This window comes from Bradyrhizobium sp. AZCC 1610 (genome assembly GCF_036924515.1).
Lineage (GTDB): Bacteria > Pseudomonadota > Alphaproteobacteria > Rhizobiales > Xanthobacteraceae > Bradyrhizobium.
The window spans coordinates 5186708-5204640 of record NZ_JAZHRR010000001.1 but is presented as its reverse complement, the minus strand read 5'-3'; the positions used below and the strand labels follow the sequence as shown (position 1 = coordinate 5204640).

The window sequence follows — 17933 nt, the reverse complement described above, 5'->3', positions numbered from 1 at the left end:
GTGCATCGCACGCTTGCGAGCCGATAGCGGGCTTGCGCTCTCACGGCAAGGGTGCCAATAGAACGATTCTGGACTGCTTGTTCCGCCGGATTGGGGGAGGAAAAAGCGGTTTTTCTGCCGCCGCGGGGGCCGCGGGCGCCGGCAGCCTCTTCAGGTCGCGCTTTTGGCGGGTCCGGGGCGGTTCCGCTGGCTGCAGATAAGAAAGGGCTTGGAATCGTGACGACAGCGTCTTCGGCGGACCATCCGACACGCCGTGATTTTCTTTATGTTGCAACGGGAGCCGTCGCCGCCGTAGGCGCGGCTGCCACGGTGTGGCCGCTGGTTTCCCAGATGAACCCGGATGCCTCGACGGTCGCGGCCGGCGCGCCGATTGAGGTCGACCTGACCCCGATCGCCGAGGGACAGGACATCAAGGTGTTCTGGCGCGGCAAGCCGATCTACATCAGCCACCGGACCAAGAAGCAGATCGACGAGGCCCGCAAGGTGCCGGTGGCGAGCCTGCCCGACCCGCAGAGCGACGAGGCTAGAGTCAAGCCGGGGCATGACCAGTGGCTGGTCGTGGTCGGCATCTGCACCCATCTGGGCTGCATCCCGATTGCCCATGAAGGCGCTTACGACGGCTTCTTCTGCCCGTGCCACGGCTCCGTGTACGACACCTCGGGCCGTATTCGTCAGGGGCCCGCGCCGACCAATCTGCCGGTGCCGCCCTATACGTTCGTTTCCGACACCAAAATCCAGATCGGCTAAGGGCTCGGGCGCCAGTCCGAGACCCTTACATCCGTCGCGTCGTTTTACTTCCTCAGGATCGCATCAATGAGCGGACCATCCGATTTCCAGCCGACCAATCCCGCCTTGAAGTGGATCGAACGGCGCCTCCCGATCATGGGACTCATGCATTCGTCGTTCGTGGCGTATCCGACGCCGCGAAACCTGAACTACTGGTGGACCTTCGGCGCTATCCTTTCGTTCATGCTGGGCGTGCAGATCCTGACCGGCGTGATCCTGGCGATGCACTACACGCCGCATGCCGATATGGCGTTCAAGTCCGTCGAACTCATCGTCCGCGACGTCAATTACGGCTGGCTGCTGCGCAACATCCACGCCTCCGGCGCGTCGATGTTTTTCTTTGCGGTCTACATCCACATGTTCCGCGGCCTCTATTACGGGTCGTACAAGGAGCCGCGTGAAGTGCTCTGGATCCTCGGCGTCATCATCTATCTCCTGATGATGGCGACCGGCTTCATGGGCTATGTGCTGCCGTGGGGCCAGATGAGCTTCTGGGGCGCCACCGTCATCACCAACCTGTTCTCGGCCGTGCCCTATTTCGGCGAGAGCATCGTGACGCTGCTGTGGGGCGGCTACTCCGTCGGCAATCCGACGCTCAATCGCTTCTTCTCGCTGCACTATCTGCTGCCGTTCGTGATCGCGGGCGTCGTCGTCCTGCACATCTGGGCGCTGCACGTGGCGGGCCAGAACAATCCGGCCGGCGTCGAGCCGAAGACCGAAAAGGACACGGTGGCGTTCACGCCCTACGCGACCATGAAGGACATGTTCGGCGTCTCCTGCTTCCTGCTGTTCTTCGCCTGGTTCATCTTCTACATGCCGAACTATCTCGGCGACGCCGAGAATTACATTCCCGCCAATCCGGCCGTGACGCCCGCGCACATCGTGCCGGAATGGTACTACCTGCCGTTCTACGCCATCCTGCGCTCGATCCCGAACAAGCTCGCCGGCGTCGTCGCGATGTTCGGAGCGATCATCATCCTGGCGTTCCTGCCCTGGCTCGACAGCGCCAAAACGCGCTCGTCGAAATATCGTCCGCTGGCGAAGCAGTTCTTCTGGATGTTCGTCGTCGTCTGCATCGGGCTTGGCTATCTCGGCGCCCAGCCGCCGGAAGGCATCTATGTCATCGTCGGCCGCATTCTGACCTTCCTCTACTTTGCCTACTTCCTCATCCTGCTGCCGCTCTTGAGCCGGATCGAGAAGCCGCGTCCGGTGCCGAATTCGATCGCCGATGACGTGCTGGCGAAGACCGGCCGCAAGGCTGCGCCGATGGTGTCGAGCGTGATTGCCCTTCTGGTCGCCGGCGGCTTGCTGTTGGGCGGCGCCGAGAGCGCCCGCGCTGCCGAAGGTGGCACCAAACCGCCGGCGGAGAAGTGGTCGTTCGCCGGCCCCTTCGGCAAGTTCGATCGCGGCGCATTGCAGCGCGGCCTGAAGGTCTACAAGGAAGTCTGCGCGTCCTGCCATGGCCTCTCGTTTGTCGCGTTCCGCAACCTCGCCGAAGCCGGCGGTCCCGGCTACTCGGTGGCGCAGGCCCAGGCGTTCGCTTCCGAATACAAGGTCAAGGACGGCCCGAACGACCAGGGCGATATGTTCGAGCGGCCGGGCCGGCCGGCGGACTATTTCCCGTCGCCGTTCCCGAACGAGCAGGCAGCCCGCGCGGCAAATGGCGGCGCATATCCCCCGGACCTGTCGCTGATCACCAAGGCGCGCAGCTACGGCCGCGGCTTCCCGATGTTCCTGATAGACTTCTTCACCCAGTATCAGGAGCAGGGCCCGGACTATGTGGCCGCGCTGATGCAAGGCTATGAGGACAAGGCCCCGGCCGGCGTCACGCTGCCGGAAGGCTCCTACTACAACAGATATTTCCCCGGCCACGCCATCAAGATGCCGAAGCCGTTGAACGACGGCCAGGTCACTTACGACGACGGCTCGCCGGCGACGGTCGCGCAATACGCCAAGGACGTCACCACGTTCCTGATGTGGGCTGCGGAGCCGCACATGGAGGCGCGCAAGGCGCTCGGCCTGCAGGTGTTCGTGTTCCTGATCCTGCTCACCGTGCTTCTGTACTTCACCAAGAAGAAGGTCTGGGCCAACGCCCACTGATCCCGCGTCTTGCGAACTTCGGAAAAGCCCCTGCGGGGGCTTTTTTGTTGCCCTGACCCGACTTTGTTGTCCTGAACTGACGTGGGCGGGTAGATCGAGCGATTGCGTCCGGAACGCACTGCGGACAAAATGCCGGTCAATCATCCAGCAATCAGCGCGGAGGAACCCATGGGTACCAGCATTACTTTCAAGCGTCCGGACGGCAAGGATGCCGCCGGCTATCTTGCCAACGCATCGCGCGGCAATGCGCCGGGGGTGGTCGTGATCCAGGAATGGTGGGGCCTGCAGGACCAGATCAAGGGCCTGTGCGACCGCTTCGCCGGGGCGGGCTTCGATGCGCTGGCGCCAGATCTCTACAAGGGCACGGTGGTGCCGTATCATGACACGGATGCGGCCGGCAAAGAGATGAACTCGCTGGATTTCATGGACGCCACCACGCAGACCGTGCGCGGCGCCGTGCAATATCTGTCGCGCAACGGCGCCAAGGTCGGGTTGACCGGCTTCTGCCTCGGCGGCGCGGTGACCATCATCGGCGCCACCAAAATTCCGGAGCTCGCGGCCGGCGTGGTGTTCTATGGCATTCCGCCGGAGCAGGCGGCAAAGCCTGCGGATGTGAAGATTCCGCTGCAGGCCCATTTTGCCAACAAGGACGACTGGTGCACGCCGGAGGTAGTCGATGCCTTTGAACAGGGCATGAAGGCCGCCGGCAAGTCGCTGGAGCTGTTCCGCTATGACGCCGAGCACGCCTTCGTCAACGAGCAGCGGCAATCCGTGCATGACCGTCAGGCCGCCGAACTGGCCTGGGGCAGGGCGACGGAGTTTTTCAAAAGGCATCTCGGGTGAGCTGCCTGTCGTCGGAAGCGCTGGCTATCGCCGAGTTCGGCAACGGCTCGCTTGAGGTTCTGGAATGAAAATCTTTTGCACGGGCGCGTCGGGCTATATCGGCGGATCGGTTGCGGCGCATCTCATTGCCGCCGGACATCAGGTAACGGGCCTGGTTCGTTCGCCGGAGAAGGCCGAGGCGGTTCGCGCGCGGGGCGTTCAGCCCTTGTTGGGAACGCTCGACGACGGAGAAATTCTGGCGCAGGCGGCGCAGGCCGCCGACGTCGTCGTCAATGCGGCGAGCGCCGATCACAGGGGGGCCGTCGAGAGTCTGCTCGGCGTGCTCGCCGGCAGCGGCAAGCCGTTCATACACACATCGGGATCGAGCATTGTCGGTACCCGCGCCAAGGGCGAGCGGTCAGATGCGATTTTCGACGAAGACACTTCCGTCACGCCATCGCCAGCGCGCGCGGCGCGGGTCGCGCTGAACGAATTCATTCTCTCCCATCGCGACAAAGGCTGTCGTCCGGTCATCATCTGCCCGAGCCTGATCTACGGCCTCGGCCTTGGCGCCGGACCTGACAGCGTGCAGGTGCCACTGCTGATCAGGCTGGCAAAAAAGCGCGGCAATGCGGCGCATGCCGGACCCGGCGAGAACATCTGGTCGAATGTGCATATCGATGATCTCGTGACCCTCTACGCGCTTGCCATAGAGAAAGCCCCGGCGGGCGCCTTTTACTTTGCCGAGAACGGCGAGAATTCGATGCGCGAAGCCTGCGAGGCGATCAACCGCATGCTGGGTTTTGCAGGCCCGCCCACGGCGATGTCGATGGCAGAAGCCGCCGCCGAATGGGGCGAGGGCACGACGGAGGATACGATGGCATCCAACAGCCGGGTGCGAGCAAAGCGCGCGCGCCAGCTTGGCTGGAAACCGAACGCGCGTGGGCTGATCGAGGAGATCGAGCAGGGGTGTTACCGGGAGTAGGCGCGCGAGGTCGTAGCGCATCTGTCGTCCCTGCGAACGCAGGGACCCATACGCCGCGGCCTGTCGTTTTGGCAAATGCTGTTCGACGACTTCGCACAATAACAACTTCCTGTGGTTATGGGTCCCTGCGTTCGCAGGGACGACGTTAGGTGTTGTGCGACACTCCTGACCGTCTAACTCTTCCCGCGTACCCCGTCCCACCAGGCACACGTTCCGGACATCAGCTTGTGATTTCCCTCCATCACCTGCACCGGCGCGCGCAGGCCGGAAGCCGCGGCGCGCATGCGCATCTCGCGGGCGACCTCGCGGTCTTCGGGCGGCAGCCAGACGCGCTCATGGCCCCACAGGCTCGGGCCGTCATGCATCTCGACCGGCTGCCACGTCGCGGGATCGATCTCGCGGCCGCCCCAGCCGCATTCGATCATGAAGGACGACGGCGTCTTGGCGTAAAACGAGGTCATGAAATCGTTGGTGTGCCGGCCGAGCGTCACGCTGACGCGATCCTGCTGCGTCAGCGCGATGTCGTAGCACTGGCCGACATCATCGAGCGAGAACAGCTCCACCATCAGATGGTGCATGCCGTTCTTGCCGGTCTCGATCAGCGCGAGGCTGTGATGCCGCGCGTTGACATGGAAGAAATAAGCGCGGAACGGCTTTTCGATGTAGTCGGAAAGCCCGAAGCCGAGCACGTCGACATAGAACGCCATCACCGGGGCGATGTTCTCGACCGTCAGGACGGCGTGGCCAAGGCCGAGCGGGCCGGTGCGAAAACCCGAGATCGAACGTCCCGCCACGAATGGTGTGTCGTCGATCTCGGCGCCGTAAAACGCTTCCAGCCGGTTGCCGGCCGGATCGTGAAACGAAATCAGGCTGCGGACGCGCCTGGCATCGGCCAGCGTCTGCGGTTCGGCAGTGACAGGCACGCCGGCTTTCTCCAGCCGCGCCGCCAGTGCATCCAGCGCCGCGCTGTCGGCGACCTCCCAGCCGAAGAAACGCGTGCCTTCGCCCATCGCGCGGTCGATCACGATGCGCTGCTTGCGGTCATCCATCCGGAACGCCAGCAGCGAATTGCCGCGCTCCACCGCCTGCAGCCCCACCAATCCGGTCCCGAACTGCCGCCAGTCCTCGAGGTTATCAGATCCAAAACCGGCATATCCCAGACCCAGCAATGCCATCGCCTGCCTCCCTCGTTCGCAATCTTTGCGCGCCAGAAAGCGCCGCTGCTTGCTCAAATCCTACGCAAGTTTTGTGCATTCCGACACCCAAAGATGAGCCCGGTACCGGCGCCCCGGCCGCGGTCCCTCCCTTGACATCATCACCGGCGGATGGTGTTTAGGGTCCATGAACACCGTTATCAGCCCATCCCGTCTTTGGTGGCGCACCTCTTAAAGAGGTGGCCGGTGCGATTTCATTTTTCAATCGTCGAAGGTCGCCATCGCAGTGCGACGGTCCCTTCGTTTGTCCTGTGTGGCGTTCCCTCCCGAATTTTCGTAAGAGGATCACATGAACAGGACAGCCTTCTCCCTGCCCGAGCATAGCGACTATCGGACCAGCGGCGGCCTCGCGATTTCGCGTGCCGTCGAGCAGTTCACCGGCAACGCCAAGCGCCTTGACGACCTGATCGAACTGCTCGACCGCCGCCGCGGTGTGGTGCTGTCGTCCGGCACCACGGTGCCGGGCCGCTACGAGAGTTTCGACCTCGGCTTTGCCGATCCGCCGCTGGTGCTGGAAACGGCCGGCTCGAACTTTTCGCTTTCTGCGCTGAATGCGCGGGGCGAGGTGCTGATCGCGTTTCTGGGCGATGTTCTGCGCGAGCCCTGCGTGGTGGTTTCTGAAAAAACCCCGACGCGGCTGGCCGGCCACATCATCCGCGGCGCGGCACCGGTCGAGGAAGACCAACGCACCCGCCGCGCCAGCGTGATGTCGCTGGTGCGCGTTCTCGTCGCCGCCTTCACGGCCAATGACGACCCGCTGCTCGGCCTGTTCGGCGCCTTTGCCTACGACCTCGTGTTCCAGATCGAGGATCTCGTGCAGAAGAGGGCGCGGGAAAGCGACCAGCGCGACATCGTGCTGTATGTGCCGGACCGCCTGCTGGCCTATGACCGCGCCACCGGCCGCGGCGTGGTGTTGAGCTACGATTTTGCCTGGAAAGGAAAATCCACCAAGGGTCTGCCGCGCGACACCGCCGAGAGCGTTTACGCCAGGACGCCGCGGCAAGGCTTTGCCGACCATGCGCCCGGCGAATATCAGGCGACGGTTGAGGTCGCGCGCGCGGCATTCGCACGCGGCGACCTGTTCGAGGCGGTGCCGGGGCAATTGTTCGCCGAGCCGTGCGAGCGTTCGCCGGCTGAAGTTTTCCAGCGGCTGTGCCGCATCAACCCGTCGCCCTATGGCGCGCTGATGAATCTCGGCGACGGCGAATTTTTGGTGTCGGCCTCGCCGGAGATGTTCGTCCGCTCCGACGGTCGCAGGGTCGAGACCTGCCCGATCTCAGGCACGATCGCGCGCGGCGTCGATGCGATCGGCGATGCCGAGCAGATCAGGCAGCTGCTGAACTCGGAAAAGGACGAGTTCGAACTCAACATGTGCACCGACGTCGACCGCAACGACAAGGCGCGCGTTTGCGTGCCCGGCACCATCAAGGTGCTGGCACGGCGGCAGATCGAGACCTATTCAAAGCTGTTCCATACCGTCGATCATGTCGAGGGCATGCTGCGCCCGGGCTTCGATGCGCTCGACGCCTTCCTGACCCATGCCTGGGCGGTCACCGTGACGGGCGCACCGAAATTGTGGGCGATGCAGTTCGTCGAGGACAATGAGCGTTCGTCGCGGCGCTGGTATGCCGGCGCGATTGGTGCTGTGAATTTCGACGGCAGCATCAATACCGGGCTCACCATCCGCACCATTCGGATGAAGGACGGCCTCGCCGAAGTGCGCGTCGGCGCCACCTGTCTGTTCGATTCTGACCCCGCCGCGGAAGATCGCGAATGCCAGGTCAAGGCGGCGGCGCTGTTCCAGGCGCTGCGCGGCGATGCGCCGAAGCCGCTGTCGGCGTTTGCGCCCGATGCCACCGGCTCGGGCCGCAAGGTGCTGCTGATCGACCACGACGACAGTTTTGTGCACATGCTGGCGGATTATTTCCGGCAGGTCGGCGCAAGCGTGACCGTGGTCCGGCACGTCCATGCCCAGGAGATGCTGAAGCAGAAGAGCTGGGATTTGCTGGTGCTGTCGCCGGGCCCGGGTCGCCCTGAGGATTTCGGAATTTCGAAAACCATCGGCACTGCGCTTGACAGGAAACTGCCGATCTTCGGCGTCTGTCTCGGCGTGCAGGCGATCGGCGAATATTTCGGCGGCCAGCTTGGCCAGCTCACCCACCCCGCGCACGGGCGGCCGTCGCGGGTTCAGGTGCGCGGCGGGCGGCTGATGCACAACTTGCCCAATGAGATCGTGATCGGCCGCTATCATTCGCTCTATGTCGAGCGCGACAGCGTGCCCGATGTTCTCGAGGTCACCGCGACCACCGAGGACGGCGTCGCGATGGCGATCGAACACAAGACCCTGCCGGTCGGCGGCGTGCAGTTTCATCCGGAATCGCTGATGTCGCTCGGCGGCGAGGTAGGACTGCGTATCGTCGAAAACGCCTTTCGTCTGAGCGTACCAGTCAATTGAGGATTGCGAGATACCGATGACATTCGATCATGACCTGAAGGCCACTGTCCGCACCATTCCGGATTACCCGAAAAAGGGCATCCTGTTTCGCGACATCACGACCCTGCTGGCGGATGCGCGCGCCTTCCGCCGCGCGGTCGATGAACTGGTGCAGCCATGGGCTGGATTGAAGATCGACAAGGTCGCCGGCATCGAGGCGAGGGGGTTTATCCTCGGCGGCGCGGTCGCGCATCAGGTTTCCGCCGGCTTCGTGCCGATCCGCAAGAAAGGCAAGCTGCCGCATACCACGGTGCGGATCGCCTATTCGCTGGAATACGGCCTTGATGAAATGGAAATGCATGCCGACGCGGTCCATCCCGGCGAGCGCGTCATCCTGGTCGATGATCTCATCGCCACTGGCGGCACTGCGGAAGGCGCGGTGAAATTGCTGCGCCAGATCGGCGCCAACGTCGTCGCGGCCTGCTTCATCATCGATCTGCCCGATCTCGGCGGTGCCGCCAAGCTGCGCGCGATGGACGTTCCGGTGCGCACGCTGATGGCGTTCGAAGGGCATTGAGCTTTCGTCAGTCGAACCGCTCTCCGTCGTCCCTGCGAACGCAGGGACCCATATCCACCGTCGGTAGTTGTTGTGCAAGGCGATTGCCATCTCGTCTCAATCGCGAGAGCAACGCGGTATGGGTCCCTGCGTTCGCAAGGACGACAACAACATCAGACCGCCTCTGCGTTGAACTGCGACCTCCAATGCAGCGCGCGCTCTTTCAGCAGCGCATCGCGGACATACGGCATTTCTTCCTCTTCCAGCCGTTCGCATTCCTCGAACGTCAGGCTGTCAGGCCCGTGCATGGTCCATGCTGCCTGCAGGGTGCGGCAGGTGTGGCTGCCCTGGCGCAGCGTGAACCAGATCCGGTTCTGGATCTTTTCCAGATTGGGCGTCTGGCCGACCCATGCCTGGGGCGAGGCCTTGCAGCGGATGACGAAAACCCCTGCGAAGGTTTTCCGCTCTTTGTAGGCAGCGATGACCGCCTTTCTGTCCGATGTCATGGGATGGTCTCGCCAGTTGGGTCAGGCGGAGGCGATACCAGACACGGCGGGTTACGTAAATATTACCCGGGTAATATTATGAGGTGGCACCCGTCGCAGCGACTCACGACTGCTGCGGGAGCAGGCTGAACTCGAGCTCCCGAAAGCTGGTGTAATTCCTGCGGATCCACTGGTGCAGCTCGGTCGATGAGTCTCTCTCGTTGCGCAGGTAGTCGGTGAAGGAAAAGGTCAGCCGGTCGACATAGGTCTTCAGGAACGAGGGCAGGGCCGATATTCGCAGCACCCGCCCCAGCCCCATCTGCTCGGGCAGTTCGCCACGCACGACGTACTCGTTGTCGACCGCAATCAGCGCTTTCAGCGGGATCTGCTCCCGTAACGTCGGATAGGCGCGCGAAGAAACGCGGTCGGTATCGGCCACGAACAGGACAATCGGCGCGACGCTGCGCCGCGCGGCCTCTTTCAGAAAACCGATCTCGTTGGTCATCTTGAAGAACTCGTCGAACGCATGAAAGCCGAGGTCGATCACCTTGGCGACACCGTCATTGACGATCAGGCGGTCCATGAGCTGCATCTTGCCATAGGTGTCCATGACGTCGGCCGTCTCGGTCAGGCGCGGCAGATATTCGAGCAGCGATGGTTCCTTCAGGTTGATGTCGAAGGAGGATACCGTACCGTTTTTCAGCAGCAGGAACTCGCTCAAGAGCCGCGCAAGCAGCGTCTTGCCGACCAGCGGCCGGGGCGAGCAGATGATGTAGACGGGCGTGGGGCTCATTACCCGCTATATCAAAGGAATTTTTTGGCTAATCCAGCCCCCATCGCGGCGGGTGCGCGACTATTTTTCACCGCCGCGCACGCCAGGCTTGGCGCCGACGAGATCGGTCAACTTGATGCGGTCGAACTCGCTCCAGACATTGGCGAGCCAGTGCCGGACATAGCCGCGCAGCACGAACGAATAGTTCGCGGCTTCGTCCTCCTTGCCCTTGTTGGCGACGAACTTGAGGAACGGCACCGAGGACACCTCGACCTGCTCATAGGCCATTTCGTTGAGCTTGGGGATCGTGAGTTCGGTGGCGTCCTTGATACGGTGGAAATAGGAATTGTAGGTCGCCTGGTCCCACTGGAAGAACTGGGTGTCGTTGATGAAGTTCTTCACCAGGTAATATTTGGCGCCCTGCATGAAGTTCGCGGTCTCGGCGATTTCGTCCAGCGAGGCGATCGAGGGACCCAGGATGTGGAACACGGAGAAGGTGATCTGTCCCGCCTTGGCCGCATCGAGAAAGCCGATGTCGCGCAGCGAAGCCAGCGCCGGCGACAACAGTCCGGCGCGGACGTCGATCACGGTGACGGAGGGGCTGGCCGCGTTCAGCGTATCGAAGATCTTCATCTGGTCCGAGGTCGTCGTCATGTCGACGATCTCGGTGATGTCAGGGTGGAAGCGCTTCAGGGTGCCGCGTGGGGATTCGGTATCGAATGCCCGGGTCGGCACGTTGTTGGCACTGAAATAATCCAGAAGCGTCCGCGACACGGTCGTCTTGCCGACCCCGCCCTTGTCCGCGCCCACCACAATCACGACTGGCTTTGCCATGGAATTCCCTTGAACAGCAGTTACGACCGCGGGAGCGGCCGGTAGGTCCCATTCCCTGCTTTGGGCGCGAACATGGCAGAAACAAGGGATAATTCAATTCCTTGGACAGCCATCGCCGTTATTCATACGGAATTCGTTAATCCGGGAGCGACGACAGGGCGGCTGCTCAGCGGTGAGGGCCCCAAGGGCCCTCTGAGGGGCTGGGGCGAGTGCCCGGAACGCTTGCGGGCTCGCTGGCATCGTTCCACGGGCCGCGGGGAACCGGCGGTTGGAGTTGCCCGGCTGATTCCTCCGGCTTATCGGATTCGTCCGCCGTAACCGAGGGCAACGCCAGCGGGCCGGGGTCATGGCCGCCGGCAAACTGCACCAGCGCCTTGACGCGCGCGTCAACCGACGGATGGGTCGCGAACAGGTCGGCAAACCCCTCGCGCGGATTGTCGACGCAGAGCTCCATGACCGCGGATGTTGCGCCGGGCAGCTCGCCGCGGTTCTCGATCTTGCGCAGCGCTGTGATCATGGCATCGGGATTCTTGGTCAGTTCGACCGAGCCGGCGTCGGCCAGAAATTCGCGCGACCGCGACAGCGCCAGCTTGACGACCTGCGACAACAGCCAGGCCAGCAGGATCAGCACGACCGCGATGATGATCGCAATAATCGCGCCGCCGGAACCCTTGCTGTCGCGGTCAGACGACGAAGAAGAGGACGATGAAGAAGACGACGATGACGACCAGCCGCTGCCGGTCGAGTTCCACGACAGGTTGGTGAACATGCGAAAGAACAATTCGCCGAAAAAGCCCACGACGCCGGCAATGATCACGGCGACCACCATCAACTGCACGTCGCCGTTGCGGATATGTGTGAGCTCGTGGCCGAGCACGGCCTCGATCTCCTGGTCGTTGAGCGCCTGCAGAAGGCCCGACGTCACCGTAATGGAATATTGCCGCCGGTTGAGGCCGCTTGCGAATGCGTTCAGGGCCCGGCTGTCCATCACCTTCAGCTTCGGCATCGGGATGCCGCGCGAGATGCTGAGATTTTCCAGGAGATTATAAAGCCGCGGCTGCTGCTGCCGCGTCACGCTCTCGCCGCCGGTCACGGCGTCGATCATGTTCTGGTGGAAGAAATAGGCGATCACGATCCACAGCGCGGCGGCGACCGTGGCGTAGGGGGAGGCCGCGATCAGGTCGCGCCACGCATACATCAGGTAATAGTCGACCGACTTGTCGCTATGCATCAGCGCTTCGGCGACCAATGCGCCGGCAAAGACCAGCACATAGATCAGGAGAAAGAGGCCGGCGAGCAGCAGCATCGAACGAAACTTGTTCGATGCGATATGCGTGTAGAGACCATACGCGGCCATGATAAGGCTGCTCTGCCGGATGTTTGAAGTGTCAGAACTTCACGGTCGGCACGGCCTCGACTTCAGTGCGGCTGGCGCCGAGGTCGAAGAATTCCTTGCGGGTGAAGCCGAACATGCCGGCAAACAGCGCCGCGGGAAGCTGCTGGATGCCGGTGTTGTATTCCTGGACCGCGTTGTTGAAGAAGCGGCGGCTGGCCGCGATCTTGTTTTCGAGATCGGACAGTTCGCCCGCCAACTGCTGGAAATTGGCGTTGGCCTTGAGGTCCGGATAGGCCTCCGACAGCGCGATCAGGCGGCCGAGCGCGCCGCTCAGCTGGTTCTCGGCGGCGGACACCTGTGCCGGCCCCTGCGCCGACATCGCCGAATTGCGCGCCTTGATGACGTCGTCGAGCGTGCCGCGCTCGTGTGAGGCGTAGCCCTTCACGGTCTCGACCAGGTTCGGGATCAGATCGTGGCGCTGCTTGAGCTGGACGTCGATGTCGGCAAAGGCCTGACTGACGCGCTGGCTGAGCGCGACGAGGCGGTTATACGCAGCGAAGGCAAACAGCACGATGATGACGATGACGCCGAGAACGATCCAGCCGGTCGACATGGCAGACAACTCCTGTGGGACGAAAGACAGCGAACCTAGACGAAAAACCGGGCGTGCGGCAGCCCGCCCGTGAGGTGGGAGGCGACTTGGGGCATGGCTTTAGTCGGAAGTGGGGCGGGATAAGTTCAAGGCCGGGATTTGTGTCGGTTTGCGTGTCCCGGACGCGGTGCAGCGTCTCTTTGACGGTGCACCGCAGAGCCGGGACCCACCGCGCCGGTAGAGATGGGCCCCGGACCAGCAGCGCATCACGCCGCAAGAACGGCGCGCTGCGCAGCATCCGGGGCACGGAGGCCGCCGTCTGCGTCAGCTCTTCTCCATCACGGCGTCGCCCCACCGCCAGCGCCGGGCAGTGGCGTACTCCGGCTTGGCGCGGCGAGGCACCTTTGTGAGGGCGAGACCTGCCGGGGTGCAGAGCTTCGCTGCTATTTCGACCTTGCTGACGGCCGGTTGCGCCAGAACGCGGGAGGGGCGCCGTGCGACCGGCGCGCGCGCGAGTGCGACATAGGAGAACCTTTCGTCCTCGAAGGGCAGCTCCGCGCCCTTCACCTGCTTGTGCGCGCGGGAGCGTTGCAGGCGCTGGGTGAAATGGCACCAGTCGGGCGCCTGCAGCGGGCATTTGCCGTCGTGCGGGCATGGGGCGGCGACATGCGCGCCCATTGCGATCAGCCGTTCACGCAGCACGATGATCCGCGCATAGCCCGCCGGGGTGCCCGGTTCGACCACGAGCAGCGTGTCGCGGGTCTTTTCCCACATCCGTTCGGCCAGCGCGCGTTGTTGGGCTTCGCCGATCTCGCCGATCATGTAGCTCGCCACGACGAGCTCGGCTGCATCCGCTTTCGCCAGCGCGGCGTGGGCTTCGCCGCGTTCGTAGCTGATCTGATGAAGGCGCGTGCTGTCCCGTGCGAGGTCGAGCGCCAGCGTGCGCAAGGTATCGTTGGCGTCGAGCAGCGCAAAGCGTTGCAGCGAGGGAAATGCCTCTGCCGCCGCCCAGGTCGCCGTTCCCGGCCCGGCGCCGATATCGAGCAGGTCTTTCGGCGCGAAGTCCGGCCTGATCTCGACCAGCGCATTTAGGCTGGCCGTGACAGCGGCATAGGTCGCGGGCATCCGCGCCAGCGCGTAGGCCAGCGCGTCGGCCTCCGAGCGGATGGCGCCGGAGCCGCCGCCGTCGCGGTAGGTTTTGGAGATTGAAGCTGCGCGGCCGGCGGCGTCGCTGCGCGAAAAGCCCCGCAGCTTGCCGTCGAGCGCGGCTTTCAGTTCCGCTGGAAGGTCGGGTGAGGTCATCTATCGATCATCATCCGCCTTCGCGGATGATGACGTCAACCGGGTGACGCGGGCTATCTCACGCCACGTCCTGGTCGAGGATCTTCACGGCGTCGTCGAGGCCGACCGAGACCAGTTGCGACACGCCGCGTTCGGCCATGGTGACGCCGAACAGCCGGTTCATCCGCGCCATCGTGATCGGGTTGTGCGTGATGATGATGAAGCGGGTTTCCGTCGACGACGTCATCTCGTGCAGCAGGTTGCAGAACCGCTCCACGTTGTGGTCGTCGAGCGGCGCGTCGACTTCGTCCAGCACGCAGATCGGCGACGGGTTGGTGAGGAACACCGCGAAGATCAGCGCCAGCGCGGTCAGCGCCTGCTCGCCGCCCGACAGCAGCGACAGCGTCTGCGGCTTCTTGCCGGGCGGTTTGGCGATGATTTCCAGACCAGCTTCCAAGGGATCGTCGCTTTCGATCAGATGAAGCGCGGCTTCGCCACCGCCAAACAGTTCGACGAACAGCCGCTTGAAGTGCTCGTTGACGACCTCGAACGAGGTCAACAGCCGCTCGCGCGCTTCCTTGTTGAGGCTCTGGATGCCCTGGCGAAGCCGCTTGATGGCTTCGACCAGGTCGTCGCGTTCGGTGGTCAGCGCGGTGTGCTGGGTTTCCACCTCGCGGAGTTCTTCCTCGGCGCGCAGATTGACGGCGCCGAGACGTTCGCGGTCGCGGCGCAGCTTTTCGAGGTTTTCCTCGATCTCGTTGAGCGGCGGCAGTTCCGCGCCCGGCTCGATCTCGGCGAGCGCTGCTACCGCATGCGGTTCGACTTCGAGCATGTCGTGGATTTCACGCTCGATGTCGGAAAGCCGGCGCTTGGTGCCGTCCATGCGTTCCTCGGCGCGGGCGCAGGCTTCGCGGGCAGAGGAGAGCGCTTCGAGCGAAGCCTTGGCTTCGCGATCGGTCTGCGCCATCACGCTCTCGGCGGCGGCGAGCGCATCGGCTGCGACGCGGCGGGCGCTTTCGGCGGATTCGATTTCGTTGATCAGCGCGCGGCGCTTTTCGGCAAACAGAGCCGGGGCATTTTCAAGCTCGGCGCGCTCGGCCGTCACTTCGGTGATCCGCGCCTCGACGGTGGCGACCTGTGAGGCCGAGCTTTGCCTGCGGTTCTGCCATTCGGTGCGTTCGGCCGTTATCGCCTGCACCCGCTTGTCGGCCAATTCGGCCTCGCGCGCCAGCGCCTGGGCTTCGGCCCGCACCTGTGCGGCAAAGCGCCGGTGCCCGTCAATCTCGCTGCGAACGGCGGCAAGCCGCGCCTCGGTGTCGAGGGTTGGCGGCAACTCGGCCAGCGCGGCGTTGGCGCTCTCATGCGCCGCTTCAGCCTCGCTGCGATCGGCGGCGAGACGGGTATGGGCTTCGGTCAGCGCGGATTTGCGCGCGGCGTGGCGGTTGATCTCACGCTCGGTCGTGGCATGGCGCTCGCGCGCCGCATCGGCTTCGCGCTGCGCGGCCCGCCAGGCTTCGCGGGCGGCGGACTCGGCGGCGGATGCCGCCTTCAGCTCAGCCTCGGCGTCTTCCAGCGCCTGCCGCTTATTGGCGGCGTCGATGCGGGCCTGTTCCAGCTCGTGTTCGATATCGACGAGGCGCGCGCGTTCGGCGAGACGCCGTGCGGCGCCGGTCGGCGCGTGCGCAGCCGCGACAAAACCGTCCCAGCGCCAGACATCGCCTTCCAGCGACACCAGCCGCTGGCCGGTCTTCAATTGCGACACCAGTTCTGCGCCGCGCTCCTTCGGCACGACGCCGATCTGCGCGAGACGACGCGCCAGCTCGGACGGCGCCTCGACATGGGCGGCAAGCGGATCGACGCCGGCCGGCAGCGACGGATCGTCGAAGCTCGCACCCGCATTGGTCCAGCGCATCGGCGCGGAGGGATCGACCGGTGCGTCAAGGTCGTCGCCGAGGACGGCGCCGAACGCCTTTTCATAGCCCTTGGTGACGGTGACGCCGTCGATGATCGGCGGCCACAAATTCTTGGTCTCGCCGTTGACGAGTTTTGAAATCGTGCGCGCTTCGGTCTCCAGCCGCTGCACGCGCTTGTCGGCCTCAGTGAGCGGTGCGCGGGAGGCTTCGAGCTTCTGCCGCGCGGCGACGTGACCGGTCTCGCTGGCTTGGGCTGCGGCTTCGGATGCGGCCAGCGCTTCCTGCGCGGTCTCCATGGCCGCGGCGAGCGCGTCGAGGTCGCCGAGATTGCCGGTCTCGTCGCTGAGCTTCTGCTCGTCGGCCTGGACGCTGGCGATCTCCTGATCGAGTCGGGCCAGCCGGTCGCGGTGGGTACGCACGCCGGCTTCGAGCTGGTTGCGCTTGGCGGTGAGGTCGGCGAGCGCAGTGGTCAACTCGCCGAACATGTGCTCGGCGGCGGCCAGCGTCTCTTCCGCTTCGGAAACGCGTTCATCAACGCCGGAGCGCTTTTCGACGCGCGACTTGATCTCTTCCTTTAACTCGGCGTCTTCGGTGTCGAGCCGCTGCAGCGCCACCTCGGCGTCCGATGTCTGCTGCTGCTCACGCGCGATGTCGGCGGCGAATTGCGTCAGCCGCCGGTCGAGTTCGGCGACGCGCTCCTTGGCGCGCTCTTCCTCGCGGTCGAGAAGTTCGCGCGCATTGGTGAGGCGCTGCAGCCCCGCTGCGGCGCGGGCTTCGCCTTCCCGCAAGGCAGGCAGTTCGGAGGCGCGGATCGCCTGGATGCGTGCGGCCTCGGCCTGCTCGCGGGTGCGCTCGGCCATCTCGCGAACGTTGATGTCATGGGTGTGCGCGGCTTCCACGACGTCGGCGTTGGCTTCGAGCCAGCGCAGATGGAACAGCGTGGCCTCGGCCTTGCGCACCTTGGCGGCGACTTCGCGGAAACGAATGGCCTGGCGCGCCTGCTTCTTCAGGCCGTCGATCTGGCCGGCGAGTTGGCCGATCACGTCCTCGACGCGGGTGAGGTTGGTTTCGGCCGCCCTCAGCCGCAGCTCGGCTTCGTGGCGGCGCGCGTGCAGGCCGGCGACGCCGGCAGCGTCTTCCAGCACGCGGCGGCGTTGTTCGGGCTTGGCCTGAATGATCTCGCCGATCTTGCCCTGGTGAACCAGCGCCGGCGAACGCGCGCCTGTGGCGGCATCCGCAAACAGGATCTGCACGTCGCGGGCGCGGACGTCGCGGCCGTTGATACGATAGACGGAACCGGCTTCACGCTCGATGCGGCGGGAGATTTCCAGCACCTGGCTGTCATTGACGGCGGCCGGCGCGGTGCGATCGGCATTGTCGATCGTCATGGTAACTTCGGCGTGGTTCCGCGCCGGGCGGTTGCCGGAACCGGCGAAGATCACCGCATCCATGTCGGCGGCACGCAGCGATTTGTGCGAGGTCTCGCCCATCGCCCAGCGCAGCGCCTCGACCAGATTGGATTTGCCGCAGCCGTTCGGTCCGACGACGCCGGTGAGGCCGGGTTCGATCATGAAATCAGTGGCTTCGACGAACGACTTGAAACCGTGGAGGCGGAGGCGAGTGAGTTTCATGAACACAGATCTCTGTTGGCCGGGCGCGAATCTCCCTGCCGTGACAATACCATAGAAGGCAATGTCGGTGTGTGGACGAACCGCCGATAGCGGTTGTTATCGCCTGCGACAATGGCGAGGGCGGGGCCGGAGGGCAACGGGCCCAAGGGGCTTTTCCCAAGGCTTTTGACAAGGCTTTTGAGCGCTTTTGTC

14 protein-coding genes are annotated in these 17933 nt (G+C 64.2%); 6 read left to right on the top strand and 8 right to left on the bottom strand.

From position 1 onward, the window contains the following. Positions 1 to 216: 216 nt before the first annotated feature. The 4 genes from petA to V1279_RS25720 all read left to right on the top strand — a co-directional run bounded on the left by petA (position 217) and on the right by V1279_RS25720 (position 4693). Positions 217 to 747, top strand: coding sequence for a ubiquinol-cytochrome c reductase iron-sulfur subunit (gene petA / locus V1279_RS25735; protein WP_334441643.1), 531 nt, complete (start codon positions 217 to 219; stop codon positions 745 to 747). A gap of 66 nt (positions 748 to 813) precedes the next feature. Continuing rightward, positions 814 to 2886 (top strand): cytochrome c1, encoded by a 2073-nt coding sequence (locus tag V1279_RS25730; protein WP_334441642.1) that lies wholly within the window; start codon positions 814 to 816, stop codon positions 2884 to 2886. A 168-nt stretch (positions 2887 to 3054) separates the two neighbouring features. Continuing rightward, the gene (locus tag V1279_RS25725; protein WP_334441641.1) at positions 3055 to 3729 is read left to right on the top strand and encodes a dienelactone hydrolase family protein; all 675 of its coding nucleotides are present in this window, start codon (positions 3055 to 3057) and stop codon (positions 3727 to 3729) included. A 64-nt stretch (positions 3730 to 3793) separates the two neighbouring features. After that, complete coding sequence (locus tag V1279_RS25720) at positions 3794 to 4693, top strand: NAD-dependent epimerase/dehydratase family protein (protein ID WP_334441639.1); 900 nt, start codon at positions 3794 to 3796, stop codon at positions 4691 to 4693. A gap of 173 nt (positions 4694 to 4866) precedes the next feature. On the opposite strand, the gene V1279_RS25715 is transcribed toward V1279_RS25720, so the two are convergent. After that, positions 4867 to 5868: a VOC family protein gene (locus V1279_RS25715; RefSeq protein ID WP_334441637.1), complete on the bottom strand. Its 1002-nt coding sequence runs from the start codon at positions 5866 to 5868 to the stop codon at positions 4867 to 4869. 328 nt (positions 5869 to 6196) lie between these two features. On the opposite strand from V1279_RS25715, the gene V1279_RS25710 reads away from it, so the two are divergent. After that, the gene (locus tag V1279_RS25710; RefSeq protein WP_334441635.1) at positions 6197 to 8362 is read left to right on the top strand and encodes an anthranilate synthase component I; all 2166 of its coding nucleotides are present in this window, start codon (positions 6197 to 6199) and stop codon (positions 8360 to 8362) included. A 16-nt stretch (positions 8363 to 8378) separates the two neighbouring features. Beyond that, complete coding sequence (locus V1279_RS25705) at positions 8379 to 8918, top strand: adenine phosphoribosyltransferase (protein WP_334441633.1); 540 nt, start codon at positions 8379 to 8381, stop codon at positions 8916 to 8918. A gap of 152 nt (positions 8919 to 9070) precedes the next feature. On the opposite strand, the gene V1279_RS25700 is transcribed toward V1279_RS25705, so the two are convergent. From V1279_RS25700 to smc, 7 genes are all read right to left on the bottom strand, one after another. Continuing rightward, complete coding sequence (locus V1279_RS25700) at positions 9071 to 9403, bottom strand: GIY-YIG nuclease family protein (protein WP_334441631.1); 333 nt, start codon at positions 9401 to 9403, stop codon at positions 9071 to 9073. 103 nt (positions 9404 to 9506) lie between these two features. After that, complete coding sequence (locus V1279_RS25695; RefSeq protein ID WP_334441628.1) at positions 9507 to 10175, bottom strand: hypothetical protein; 669 nt, start codon at positions 10173 to 10175, stop codon at positions 9507 to 9509. A 60-nt stretch (positions 10176 to 10235) separates the two neighbouring features. Then, positions 10236 to 10988 (bottom strand): hypothetical protein, encoded by a 753-nt coding sequence (locus tag V1279_RS25690; RefSeq protein ID WP_334441626.1) that lies wholly within the window; start codon positions 10986 to 10988, stop codon positions 10236 to 10238. 166 nt (positions 10989 to 11154) lie between these two features. Beyond that, complete coding sequence (locus V1279_RS25685) at positions 11155 to 12345, bottom strand: M48 family metallopeptidase (protein ID WP_334441624.1); 1191 nt, start codon at positions 12343 to 12345, stop codon at positions 11155 to 11157. A gap of 31 nt (positions 12346 to 12376) precedes the next feature. Continuing rightward, a complete protein-coding gene (locus V1279_RS25680; RefSeq protein ID WP_334441622.1) occupies positions 12377 to 12937 on the bottom strand; it encodes a LemA family protein in 561 nt (186 codons plus the stop codon). Positions 12938 to 13240: 303 nt separating this feature from the next. Beyond that, on the bottom strand, positions 13241 to 14218 hold the full coding sequence (locus tag V1279_RS25675) for a small ribosomal subunit Rsm22 family protein (protein ID WP_334441620.1): 978 nt from the start codon (positions 14216 to 14218) through the stop codon (positions 13241 to 13243). A gap of 58 nt (positions 14219 to 14276) precedes the next feature. Next, a complete protein-coding gene (gene smc, locus V1279_RS25670; RefSeq protein ID WP_334441617.1) occupies positions 14277 to 17741 on the bottom strand; it encodes a chromosome segregation protein SMC in 3465 nt (1154 codons plus the stop codon). Positions 17742 to 17933 lie beyond the last annotated feature (192 nt).